This window comes from Arenibaculum sp. (genome assembly GCF_035998295.1).
Taxonomy (GTDB): domain Bacteria; phylum Pseudomonadota; class Alphaproteobacteria; order Azospirillales; family Azospirillaceae; genus DASYHS01.
Genome location: NZ_DASYHS010000040.1, coordinates 36,219 through 50,329 on the forward strand (window position 1 = coordinate 36,219; position 14,111 = coordinate 50,329).

2 protein-coding genes are annotated in these 14,111 nt (G+C 71.8%); both read left to right on the forward strand.

What is annotated here, in order from left to right:
- The first annotated feature begins 3 nt into the window (after positions 1-3).
- Positions 4-1,725, forward strand: a complete 1,722-nt coding sequence (locus VGO20_RS04220; RefSeq protein WP_327501042.1) for a SpoIIE family protein phosphatase — start codon at positions 4-6, stop codon at positions 1,723-1,725.
- Positions 1,726-2,171: 446 nt separating this feature from the next.
- A partial coding sequence (locus VGO20_RS04225) for a cadherin-like domain-containing protein (protein WP_327501043.1) occupies positions 2,172-14,111 on the forward strand: 11,940 nt, incomplete at its 3' end.

Consider the following 14,111-nt stretch of genomic DNA (forward strand, 5'->3'; position numbering starts at 1 on the left):
GCGGTGGCCTCCGCAGGTTCCGAGGCGGCCGGGATCGCGATCCCCGGCGCCGCGCCGCGCCGCGTGCGGGCCGGCCTCACGGTCAGGCAGGCCGGGATCACGCTCGCTGTCGCGCTGACGCTCGGCCTGCTCGCAGGCGCGATCGGCCTCGTCTCCGACTGGTACGCCGCGCGCGAGGAGGTCCGGCGCACGGTCGCCCAGTCCTTCGCCATGGTCTCCGAGTCGGCCGCCGAGGCGGCGTTCCAGATGAACCCGACGCTCGGCGAGCGCGTGGTCGCCGGCCTGCTCGAGCAGCCGACGGTCCGCAAGGTCGTGCTGACGGACGACTTCGGCGGGCTGCTCGGCGAGCGCGAGCGGGCGGGCGGCGCCGCGGCGCCCGCCTGGCTCGCCGAGCGCCTGTTCGGCGACATCGCCCACCACTCGATCCGCCTGGTCCAGCACGACCCCGCCGGGACCGGCGATGCGGCCGGGACGGTCGGCGTGATCGAGGTCTGGCTCGACGAGCGGGGCTTGGCGGAGGACTTCCTGCGCCGCGCGGGCAGGGCGGCGGTGGCCGAGACGCTGCGCGCGGCCGGCATCTGCGCCGTCATGGTGCTGGTCTTCTACCTGATGATCACGCGGCCCCTGCTCGGCATCGCGACCGCCGTGACCCGGGTCGACCCGGCCCGGCCGGCGGAACGCCCGGTCCCGGTGCCGGCCCGGCACCGAACGGACGAGCTGGGCCTGCTGGTCGGCACGCTCAACGACCTGCTGCGCGCGTTCGGCCGCGGCCTCGCCGAGCGCGACCGGGCGGAGAAGGAGCTGACGGCGCTCGCCCGCGACCTGGAGCACCGGGTCGCCGACCGGACCCGCGCGCTCGAGACGGCCCATGACGACCTCGCGCGCGAGAAGGAGGAGGTCGAGCGCGCGCTCGCCGGACTGAACCGGGCGAGCCGCTACATCGACGAGAGCATCCGCTACGCGCGCCGCATCCAGACGTCGCTTCTGCCGCGACCCGGCGCGCTCGGGCCGACGGTCCACGAGGTGGCCGTCGGCTGGCATCCCCGCGATTCCGTCGGCGGGGACTACTACTGGCTCGACCATCGGGACGGCCTGGGCCTCGCGATCGTGGTCGACTGCACCGGGCACGGGGTGCCCGGCGCCTTCATGACCGCGATCGTCGCCTCCGTGCTGGGCCGGGTCCTGTCGGAATGCGACTGGAGCGACCCGGCGGCGATGCTGTCGGCGCTGGACCTCGCGGTGCGCGGGAGCCTGCGCCAGGACGCCGGTTCCGACGACGGGCTCGACGCGGCGGTCTGCGTCGTCGACAGCGGGCGCCGCATCGTCTCCTACGCCGGGGCGAACATCCCGCTCTACGTCTCGGCGGGGGGGAGCGTGTCGCGCGTGCGCGGCGACCGCCGCGGGCTGGGGCACCGGTCGGACGCGCCCGGCTTCGCCTTCCGGCGGCACGACGTCGCGCTCGAACCGGGCATGGCCTTCTTCCTGTGCACCGACGGCATCGTCGACCAGGTGGGCGGGGCCGGGCGGCGCAGCTTCGGCTACCGGCGCCTTCAGCAGGCGCTGGCCGCCTCGGAAGGGCTTGCGATGGACGACCGGATGACGCGCGTCTTCGCGGACTTCGACGCCTACAGGAGCGAGGAGGCGGTCCGGGACGACGTGACCTTCATCGGTCTGCTTCCTCTCCCTCCCCCTCCGCCCCAACCGGGATCAGCGGAGCCGGCCTGAGGTCGCGGAGCAGGACGGAGAAGGTCGCCGCCTGCGGCTTCTTCCACCGTACCCGGGCGACCTCCGGCGACACCAGACGTTCGATGTACCCTACGTGGCCCGCCATCTCGCGGTCGTCGAAGACGACCCTCTGGCCGACCGTGAAGGCATAGCCCACCCAATGCCGTATCAGCCTCATCGTCGCTCCCAGTGGTCGGCGGCGCGTCGTTACCAGAAGAGCGCAGGCCGGCGGGCAGGGGAATCGACGAAGCGTCACGAAATGTGACGGACATGTGACGCCTGTCATCCAGGGTTCTCGAAAGGGTTAAACTTAGATACAATTCGTCACAATTTGCCGAGCATCGACCGTGGTATGCTTCGCGACCGAAGGATGATATCCGATCGTATATGCGCGTCCTTTGGGATAGTGCATGCCAGGCGACACTTTCGAAAGCCCGGGGGTTTCCATGTCCAAGACGAAGTCCGGTCCCAGCGTACGTCCGGCCGGCCGCAGGCGCGGGGCGACCCCGCTGGCGATCGCGCTCGAGCCGCGACTCGTCTTCGACGCGGCCCTCGCCGGCACCGCGCTGGATACGGCGCTGGACGCGGTCGAGCAGGACGCCCCTTCCGAAACCGTCGCCGACACGGTGGCGCCGCCGGAGCCGGCCGCCGGCGATCCGGCTCCTTCCGACGGTTCCTTCGCCGCCCGGGACGTTTCCGGCGTGCGCGAGATCGTCTTCGTCGACAGCCGCGTGCGCGACGCGGACGTGCTTCTGGGGGCGCTGCCGGACTGGGTCGAGGTCGTCCGTCTGGATGTCGGCCGGGACGCCGTCGACCAGATCACCGGTACCCTCGCGGGGCGGCATGACGTCGCGGCGCTGCACATCCTGTCCCATGGCGGCGAGGGGACGCTGACGCTCGGCACGGGAACCCTGAACTCCGCCGTGCTGATGGCGCGTTCGGACCAGGTCGCGGCCTGGGGCGACGCGCTCGCCGACGGCGCCGACATCGTCCTGTACGGCTGCGAGGTCGCCGGCAGCGAGACCGGCCGCGCGTTCGTCGGGCTGCTGGCCGACCTGACCGGCGCCGATGTCGCGGCCTCGCAGGACGCGACGGGCGCTGCGGAGCTTGGCGGCGACTGGGTGCTGGAACTGCGCACCGGCACGATCGAGGCCGGGCTCGCGGTGACTGCCGCCGACTACGGCCATCTGCTGGCGGCCCCGGCCTTCGATGCCACCAACGCGGCGCTCGCCTATACCGAAGGCGGCGGCGCGGTCGCGGCCGATTCCGCCCTCACCCTGACGGCGCCCGGCACCGGCACCGCGAACCCCGTCGGCGCGCAGGTCCGCATCACGGCGGGCTTCGGCGCCGGCGACCGGCTGCAGCTCGCCACCACCAACGGGATCAGCGGCGCCTGGAACGCCGTGACGGGCACCCTGACCCTGTCGCATTCCGGCGGGACGCCGACGGTCGCCGACTACCAGGCAGCGCTGCGGGCGGTGACCTTCGAGATCACCGGCGACCACCCGACCGCCACCGGCACCTCGCGCACGCTGAGCTTCGAGTTCACCTACAACGACGGGTCCGCCAACCAGACCGTCTCCGACACCCGCGCCGTGACCGTGGCCGAGGTCAACGACGCCCCGTCGGACCCGGGCAACGTCACCCTCTCGCCGATCGACGAGGGAACGCAGCGCACCGGCAACACCGGGACGCTGGTGTCGGCGCTGATCGGCGCGGCCGGCGTCACCGACGCCGAGCAGGGGACGGCGATCGGCATCGCGATCGTGCTGACGGACGCCACCAGGGGCACCTGGGAATACACGACCGACGGGGCGACCTGGCTGGACGTCGGGCCGCGCGCGGCGGGCAACGCGCTGCTGCTGGCAAGCGACGCTTCCACCCGGGTGCGCTTCGTCCCGGCGGACACCGACTACGCGGGCACGGCGACCTTCGCCTTCCGGCTGTGGGACAAGACCGAGGGCGCCTCCGGCGGCACCCATGACGTCACCGCCACGGGCGGCAGCAGCGCCTTCAGCGCCAATACCGCGACCGCCACGATCCAGGTCGTCGACGTCAACGACGCGCCGGTCCTGTCGGGCACCGGGCTGATCCTGCCCGCAATCACCGAGGACGTCGCCGACGGCTCCAACGCCGGCATGCCGGTGACGCGGCTGCTGTCGCTGGACGCGACCGGCGACCTCGTGACCGACATCGATACCGGGGCGAGCCTCGGCGTCGCCATCACCGCGACCGGCGGCCTCGGCGGGACGTGGCAGTATTCCGCCAATGGCACGACGTGGACCGATTTCCCGACGATCGCCGCGGGCAACGCGCTGCTGCTGTCGGGCGGCGCCTTCGTCCGGTTCAAGCCGGGGCCGGACAGCTCGGGCGAGGCGACGATCACGTACCGGGCGTGGGATGCCTCCTCCGGGACGGCGTTCGCGACCGCGGCGGTCGCGACGCTCGGCACCGGCGGGACCGCGCCGCTGTCGACGGGCGAGATCACCTCGATCCTGCCGGTCACCTCCGTCAACGACGATCCCGTGATCGGCACGTCCGGCCTCACCGTCTCCGAGACGGCGGCGCGGTCGGGCACCGGCATCCAGCTCGACGCGACGATGCTCGGCGCGACCGACGTCGACAACACGAACCCGGCGCAGCTCGTCTACCGGGTCGAGGCGCTGGCCGCCGGGGGCGAGCTGCTGATGCGCTACGGCACCGCCTATGTGGCGATGGAGGTCGGCTCCACCTTCACGCAGGCCGACGTCGCCGCGGGCAATGTCCGGTACCGCTACACCGGGGCCGAGCTCGCGGCCGACGCCGTCCAGCAGTTCCGCTTCACCCTGCGCGACGGCGCAGGCGCGGTGCTCGGCGACGAGAACCCGTCCGCGGCGGCCGACCCGCAGCGCTTCCTGACCGTGACCGTCACCGACGTCAACGCCGCGATCGACGTCGCCACCAGCTCGGTCACGGTCACCGAATACGTTGCGGGGACCACCGACCAGATCCATTCGATCACGCTGTCCTTCACCGACGCCGACGCCGCGGCCGGGTCGCGCAGCGTCACCATCGGGCCGGTCGACAAGCCGGCGCTGGGGCGCCTGGAATACAGCCTGGACGGAACGACCTGGACGTCGCTGCTGGCGGACCGGACCTTCGATGCGGCCGAGCTCGCCACCTTGCAGCTGCGCTTCGTCCAGACGGCCGACGCCCCCGAGCCGAGCGGCGCCAACGCCTACACGGACTTCTCCGTCACGGCGTCGGACGGGCGCGGCAGCACCGACACCCAGGCGGTCCGCGTCAACATCTCCGCCTGGAACGACCCGCCGGCGAACGACCCGTCGGCGACGGCGCTGACCATCACGGAAGGCGACAACCGGGTCCTCAACCGTGCCGCCGACAACACGACGCCGGCGGTCCACCTGTCGGTGGTCGACAGCGACAGCAACACCGCCGAGGCGACCTACACGATCACGACCGCCACCACCAAGGGCGGCCTCTACCGCGACGGCGTCCGGCTCGGCGTCGGCTCCACCTTCAGCCAGGCCGACCTCGACGCGGGGCTGGTGCGCTACATCCACGAGGACGACACGCCGGACGCAAATCCCGCGACCGCCGACGACAGCTTCGGCTACGTCGTCCGGGACGTGCACGGCGGCTCCTCGGCCGGCACCTTCGAGATCTTCGTGACGCCGGTCGACGACGCGCCGGTGCCCACGGCGCGCGACGTCTATGTCGGCGTCAGCGGGAACACCGGCGTCTCCGACTGGAACCTGTTCGCGACCGATCCCGACACCGCCGCGGCCAGCCTGACCTACACCGTCACCGGCCTCGCCGGCCGGGGCAGCTTCCGGCTGGACGGCACCGAGGTCACCACCTTCACTCAGGCCGAGGTGAGCGCCGGCCGCGTCACCTATCACGACGCCACCGGGACCACCGGCACCTTCACCGTGAACGTGTCGGTCAGCGACGGGACGACCCTGGTGGCGCTGCCGACCCTGACCATCCACGTCGTCTCGGGCGGCAGCGGCGGCACGGACCAGGCGCCGGAGGTCACGGCCAACGCCCCCCTCGTGGTCGCGGAAGGCAGCACCGGCAACGCGATCGGCGGCACGCTGCTCTATACCGACGACCGGGAGGACGGTCCGGCGGACGTCGTCTACACCCTCCAGACGGCGCCGGCCCGCGGCACCCTCTGGCTCGACGCGGACGGGAACGGCATCCAGGGCGGCGGGGAGGCGCTGGCCAACGGCGGGACCTTCACCCAGAAGGACATCGACGACGGCAAGCTGCGCTACGACCACGACGGCAGCGAGACGACGTCCGACCAGTTCACCTTCGACGTCGTCGACCGCAACGGCAACCACGTGCTGGCCGGCCGCAGCTTCTCGATCCTGGTGACGCCGGTCAACGACGCGCCCGCGATCGTTCCCAACGGCGGCACGCTGCCCGTCGCCGAACATGACGACGGCGGCACCGCGGGCGACTCCGCCGCCTTCGACCTGACCGGCGTCGAGAACGCCGTCAAGCTGACGACGGCGGTGCTCGGCGTCTCGGACGCCGAGTCGGCGACGACCTCGAACGACCAGTACGTCTACGTCGTCGTCACCAAGCCGGGCGGCGGGGACATCAAGGTCTGGCGCAGCGGGGCGTGGCAGACCCTCACCGACGGCGGCCGCTTCTCCCAGACCGAGCTTGCGGCCGGCAACGTCGCCTATTTCCACGATCCCGCCAAGGAGCCCGACGCGAGCCATGACCGCGTCGTGGTCCGGCTGGTCGACGGCGGCTCGACCGGCGGCGGCGAGGCGACCAGCGCCAACGCCACCGTCGCCTTCAACGTGACGCCCGTCAACGACGCCCCGGGCGCCAGCGGCGGCAGCTTCACGATCGCGGAAGGGGCCACCCGCGTCCTCGGCTACGACACGGAGATCGACGTCTCCGACAGCGATACCGACCCGGAGACGCTGACCTACCGCGTCACCCAGGGGCCGGGCGCGACCGCCGCCAGGCTGTGGCTCGACGCCAACGGCAACGGCACCTACGACGACGGCGAGGCGCTTTCGGTCGGCGGCACCTTCACCCGGCAGGACCTGGTGGACGGCAAGGTCCGCTATACGCATCTCGGCAACGAGGTGTTCGAGGACAGCTTCCGCGTCCGCGCGGTCGAGCCCGGCCCGGGGTTGGAGAGCGGCGACGCCACGGTGAGCGTCTTCATCCGGCCGGGCAACGAGGCGCCCGGGCTGGCCGGGCTGCAGGTGGTCCCGGTCTCGGCCGCCTATGAAGGCCAGGCGGTCGTGCTGACCGACACGATCCTGAGCGCCGTCGATCCCGAGACCTACAACCCGTCCGACCCGACCCTGACCCAGCGCCCGGAACTGGTGCAGTTCCGGCTGACCAGCGCGGTCCAGCACGGCCGCCTGGTGGTCGACAACGGCACGACGGTGCGCCCGCTCGGCGTTAACGGCGTCTTCACCATGGCCGACGTGCTCAACGGCCACCTGAAATACATCCACGACGGCAGCGAGAACCACGCCGACGGCTTCGGGATCATCGTGTCGGACGGCAGCGGCGGCGCCGAGCCCGCCGGCACCGTCACGATCAACGTGCAGGCCGTCAACGACAGCCCCGTGCTGACCGCCCCGAACGGCTACGCGGTCGACGAGGACACGACCCTGGCCCTCACCGGGATCAGCGTCTCCGACGTCGACGTCGGCAGCTCCGGCACCGTCACCGTGACGCTGGCCGTGGCGAGCGGCGTGCTCACCGTGCGCACCGACGTCGCCGGCGGACTGACGGGAGCGGGCGTCGCGAACAACGCCAGCGGCTCCGTCACCCTGTCGGGAACGGTCGCCGCGATCAACGCGACGCTCGCGGCGTCGGGCGGCCTCACCTACCGCGGCGGCACCGATTTCAGCGGCACCGACAACCTCGTGGTGACGGTGAGCGACCTCGGCGGAACCGGTACCGACCCGTCCGTCCTCGCCGGCCTGACCGGCTCCGGGCAGGCGCTCGACGGCCAGACGGTCGCGACGCCCGAGACCGGTACCGGCACGGACCAGCAGGCAACCAAGACCATCGCGATCACGGTGCGCCCGGTCAACGACCAGCCGACCCTCGCCGGCACGGCCGCGTCGCCGACCGCCACCGAGTCGGGTTCCGGGACGCCGAACGTGCGCCTGGTCCAGGACGGCTCGGCCGCGGTCGCCGATCCCGACGTGACCGCCGGCACGAAGAACTTCTCCGGCGCCACGGTCACGGTCTCCTTCACCGACGAGTACCGGCCCGGCGACCTGCTCAGCATCGCCCACGAAGGCACGGGAGCCGGGCAGGTCGGCGTCTCGGGCAGCGACATCAGCTACGGCGGGACCATCGTCGGCACCGTCTCGGGCGGCGATGCGGCATCGCTGGTCGTGACCTTCAACGGAGAGGCGACCGACGCCGCGATCGCGGAGGTCGTCGAGGCGATCCAGTTCCGGAACACGGGCGAGGACCCGCTGGTCAAGGGGACCGACGGCACGCGCGCCTTCCGCGTCGTCTTCAACGACGGCGGCAATATCGGCGCCGGCGGGCCGAAGGCCGCCGCCACGGTCCTGACCGGCACGATCACGCTGGTGAACGAGAACGACGCGCCGGTACTGAGCGCCCATAACCGCAACCTGACCTCGATCGCCGAGGACAACATCACGAGCACGGGCACCCTGGTATCGGCGCTCCTGACCTCCAACTCCGGCACCGCGACGGACGCGGACGACGCCGCGGTCGGCATCCTCGTGACGGCGGTGGCCGACACCAACGGCTACTACGAGTATTCGACCGACGGGACGACCTGGACGCGCGTCTCGACCCAGGTGACGGCGGGCTTCGGCCTGCTGCTGCGCGCGACCGACCGGGTGCGCTTCGTTCCCGACCAGCACTTCAACTCCGGCAACCTCGCCGACGGCAGCACCGGCGGGCTGACGTTCCGGGCCTGGGACCAGTCGACGAACGGGGGCGCCGCGGGTCAGGTCGCCCATACCGAGGGCGTGACCGCGACCGGCGGCACCACCGCCTATTCGGGCACGACCGCCACCGCCGCCATCACCGTCACGGCTGTCAACGACACGCCCGTGCTGACCGGCACGGCCGCCAGCCCGACCGTGACGGAAAGCGCCAGCACGACCAACGAGGTGGCCCTCGTCCAGGCGGGAGCGATCGCGATCGCCGATCCCGACGTGATGCGCGACGCCACCAATTTCAACGGCGCCAGGATCCTCGTCACCTTCACCGCCTACCGGTCCGGCGACCGGCTGATCGTCACGAATGCGGGCGACGTGACGGTGTCCGGCTCGACCATCTCCCATCTCGGGGCGGCGGTCGGGACGATCTCCGGCGGCAGCGGCAATGCGCTGACGATCACGCTGAACAACAGCTCGAGCGCCGCGGCCGCCCAGGCGATCGTCGAGGCGGTGCGCTTCCGCCACGACGGCGACGACCCGACGGCCAAGGGCGCATCCCCGTCGCGTACCTTCAGCATCGCGTTCGAGGACGGCGGCAATGTCGGCGGCAGCGCCCTGACCTCGGCCAGCCTGACCGGCACGATCACCGTGGTGGGCGAGAACGACGCGCCGGTGCTGAGCGCCCATAACCGCAACCTGACCTCGATCGCCGAGGACAACACCACGAGCACGGGCACCCTGGTGTCGGCGATCCTGACATCGAACTCCGGCACGGTCACGGACGCGGATAATACGAACGCCGGCATCCTCGTGACGGCGGTGACCGACACCAACGGCTACTACGAGTATTCGACCAACGGGACGACCTGGACGCGGGTCTCGACCCAGGTGACGGCGGGCTTCGGCCTGCTGCTGCGCGCGACCGACCGGGTGCGCTTCGTTCCCGATCAGCACTTCAACTCCGGCAACCTCGCCGACGGCAGCACCGGCGGCATCACGTTCCGGGCCTGGGACCGGACGACGAACGGAGGGGCGGCTGGGCAGATTGCCCATACCGAGGGCGTGACCGCGACCGGGGGGACCACCGCCTATTCGGGTACGACCGCCACCGCCGCCATCACGGTCACCGCCGTCAACGACACGCCGGTGCTGGCCGGTACGGCGGCGAACCCGAGCGCGACCGAGACCGGCAACCAGACCGACGTCCTGACGCTGGTCACCGGCGCGACCCTGGCCGACATCGACGTGCCGCGGGATGCGACCGGCTTCTTGGGCGCGACCCTGACGGTCCGGTTCACCGACGCCTATCAGGCCGGCGACCGCCTCAGCATCGCGAATATCGGGACGGCCGCCGGCCAGGTCGGCGTGTCGGGCTCCAACGTCACCTATGGCGGCACGACGGTCGGCACGTTTTCGGGCGGGGACGCCGGCGCGCTGACGATCACCTTCACCGCCAGCGCCGACGCGGCAGCCGTCGCCGCGGTCGTGAACGCGCTGCGCTACCAGAACACGACCGACAACCCCACGGCCAAGGGCACCGACCTCAACCGGGCGTATGAGATCGTCTTCAGCGACGGCGGCAATGTCGGCTCGCCGGGCGCGCTCTCCTCCGCCGCGATCACCGGCACCATCACCTTCACGGCCGAGAACGACGCCCCGACGCTGACCGCGACCGCCGGCAACACGACCTTCACCGAAGCCAACAACGTGACCTCGACCCCGGTCACGGTCGACGGGGGCATCGTGGTCGGCGACGTCGACGACGCGACGCTCGCCCAGGCCGAGGTGCGCATCACCGGCAACTACAACGCCGCCCAGGACCTGCTTGCCTTCACGAACGGCAATGCCGCCACCTTCGGCAACATCACCGCGAGCTGGAACGCCGGGACCGGGACGCTGACCCTGACCTCCGCCGGGGCGACCGCGACGCTCGCCCAGTTCCAGGCGGCGCTGCGCGCCGTCACCTACACCAATTCCAGCGACACTCCCGACACCGCGAACCGGACGGTCGACTTCCGCGTGCAGGACCAGGACGGTGCCTGGAGCGGCACCGGGACCCAGACGGTCCTGATCCAGCCGGTCAACGACACGCCGCAGCTCGACGGCATGGGCGGCACGCTTTCCTGGCTCGAGAACGCCGGCCACACCGTGATCGACGGGTCGACGACGCTGACGGACCTGGACTCGCCGGACTTCAACGGCGGCTCGCTGCGCGTCTCGCTCGGCGGCACGGCGACCGCCGCCGACCAGCTCGCCATCCGCGACCAGGGGGCTGGAGGAACCAACATCACGCTGGCGGGCAGCGACGTCTTCTACGGCGGCGTCCGGATCGGCAGCGTGCATGCCACGTTCAACGGCGCCAACGGCAGCGACCTGCTGATCACCTTCGACACGGCGAACGCCACCGTCGCCGCGGTCAAGGCCCTGGCCGAGAACGTCACCTTCTCCAACACCTCGGAGAACCCGACCGGGGGCAACCGCACCGCGACCTTCACCGTCGTCGACGGCGACGGCGGGGCCGATACCGACACCGCGACCGCGACCATCGCAGTCACGCCGGTCAACGACGCGCCGCGCGCCAACGGGCTCGGCGACACGCTGGCCTTCCGCGAGGGTGACGCCGCCAAGGTGATCGACGTCGACGGGTCGGTCACCTTGGCCGACGACGACAGCGCCGACTTCGACGGCGGCAGCCTGCGCGTCCAGATCCCGGTCTCGGCGGCAACCACGGGCGACCAGCTCTCGATCCGCAACCAGGGCAGCGGCGCCGGCCAGATCGGCCATACCGGGGGCAAGGTCTACTACCAGGGCGTGGAGATCGGCACGGTCCTTAATGCCGGCTCGCGCGACATGACCGTCACCTTCAACGCAAGCGCGTCGCAGGCGGCGGTGGCGGCCCTGATCCGGAACGTCACCTTCTACAACGACTCCCAGAACCCCGGCACCACCGCCCGGACCGTCACCTTCACGCTGGTCGACGGCGACGGCACCGCCAATGGCGGCCAGGACACCGATACCGACACCGCGACCGTCACGGTCGAGGCGGTGAACGACCCGCCGACGATCACCGGCCTCGACGGCGGCGCCACCTTCGTCGAGGACGGCCCCGCGGTCGTGATCGACGGCAACGCCACCATCTCCGATGCCGATCTCGGCACCGGCGGGACCGCCAGCTACAACGGCACGCGGCTCTCGATCCAGCGCTCCGGCGGCGCCAACGCCGAGGACGTGCTAGGCTTCAGCACCGGCGGGGCGCTGTTCGCGGCGTCGGGCACGGCGGCGAGCGGCACGCTGACCTCCGGCGGGCAGGCCTTCGCGACCTATACCCAGACGGGCGGCGTCCTGACGGTGGAGTTCACCGGCACGGCGGCGACGGCGACGCGGGACCTCGTCAACGACGTGCTGCGGCACGTCACCTACGCCAACAGCAGCGACACGCCCCCGGCCTCGGTGACGCTGGCCGTCACCTTCGCGGACGGCAACGCCGGCAATGCCCAGGGCACCGGCGACAACCCCGGTTCGGTCACCCAGACGGTCGCGGTCGCGATCACCCCGGTCAACGACGCGCCGACACTGTCGGGCACGGGCCAGACGCCGACCGCGACCGAGAGCGGGACCGGCACCAACGCCGTGCAGCTCGTCACCGGCGGCGGCGTGACCGATCCCGACGCCGTCACCTTCGCGGGCGCGGTGATCCGGGTCCGCTTCACGGACGGCTACCAGGCCGGCGACCGGCTGTTCCTCGCCTCGACGCCGACGGGAGTGGCGTCGGTGGCCGGCGGCGGTGCGGCGGAGCTGGTCATCACACTCGACGCCGGCGCCACCCAGGCGAATTTCGGCGCCATCCTGGAGGCCATCCGCTACGAGAACACCGGCGACAACCCCACGGCCTACGGCGCCGACACACGGCGCGAGTTCCAGATCGTCTTCAACGACGGCGGCAATTCTCCGGCACCCGGCCGGGACGCGACCAACACGCTGACGGGCCATATCGACCTGGTCGGCGAGAACGACCTGCCGACCGCGGCGAACGACGCCGCGACGATCGCCGAGGACGCGGTGGCGCCGGTCACGGGGTCCGTGCGGACCAATGACGGCGACCTTGATCACACGGTGCTGACGGTCACGGCGATCCGCACCCAGGGCGGTACCGTTGGCACGGTGGGCGCCGGGCTGGCCGGCACCTACGGCACGCTGACCCAGCAGGCCGACGGCACCTACAGCTACGCGATCGACAACACGAAGCCCGAGGTGCAGGCGCTGGCGGTCGGCCAGACGCTGACGGACGCCTTCGTCTACACGATCTCGGATGGCAACGGCGGCACGGCGACGGCGACGCTGACGGTCACGATCCAGGGGGCGAACAGCCCGCCGGTGGCGGTCGCCGACACCGCGACGATCGCAGAGGACGCGGCGGCGCCGGCCACCGGCACCGTACTTGCGAACGACCAGACCAGCGACGACGGCGAGACGCTGTCGGTTTCGGCGATCCGCACCCAGGGCGGCACGACGGGCACGATCGGCACGGGCCTCTCCGGCACCTACGGCACGCTGACGCAGCAGGCGGACGGCACCTACAGCTACGCCATCGACAACGCCGATGCGGCGGTGCAGGCGCTGGCCGTCGGCCAGACGCTGACCGACGCCTTCGTCTACACGATCTCGGACGGCAGCGGCGGCACCGCCACGGCGACGCTGACGGTCACGATCCAGGGCACCAACGATACGCCGGTGGCGGTCGCCGACACCACGACGATCGCCGAGGACGCGGTGGCGCCCGCCACCGGCACGGTGCTGGCGAACGACAGCGATCCCGACACGTCCGACACGCTGACCGTCACGGCCATCCGGACGCAGGGTGGCACGGTCGGCACGATAGGGACCGGGCTTGCGGGGACCTACGGCACGCTGACCCAGCAGGCGAACGGCACCTACAGCTACGCGATCGACAACGCCAAGCCCGAGGTGCAGGCGCTGGCGGTCGGCCAGACGCTGACCGACGCCTTCGTCTACACGATCTCGGACGGCAACGGCGGCACGACGACGGCGACGCTGACGGTCACGATCCAGGGCGCCAACGACGGGCCAGCGGCCGTCGCCGACACCGCGACGATCGTCGAGGGCGCCACGGTTCCCACGACCGGCACGGTGCGCGCGAACGACAGCGACACCGACACCGCCGACACGCTGACGGTCACGGCGATCCGGACCCAGGGCGGCACGGTGGGCACGGTGGGCACCGGGCTGGCCGGCACCTACGGCACGCTGACCCAGCAGGCCGACGGCACCTATGCCTATGCCGTCGACAACACGAAGCCTGCCGTGCAGGCGCTGGCGGCCGGGCAGACGCTGACGGACGCCTTCGTCTACACGATCTCGGATGGCAACGGCGGCACGGCGACGGCGACGCTGACGGTCACGATCCAGGGGGCGAACAGCCCGCCGGTGGCGGTCGCCGACACCGCGACG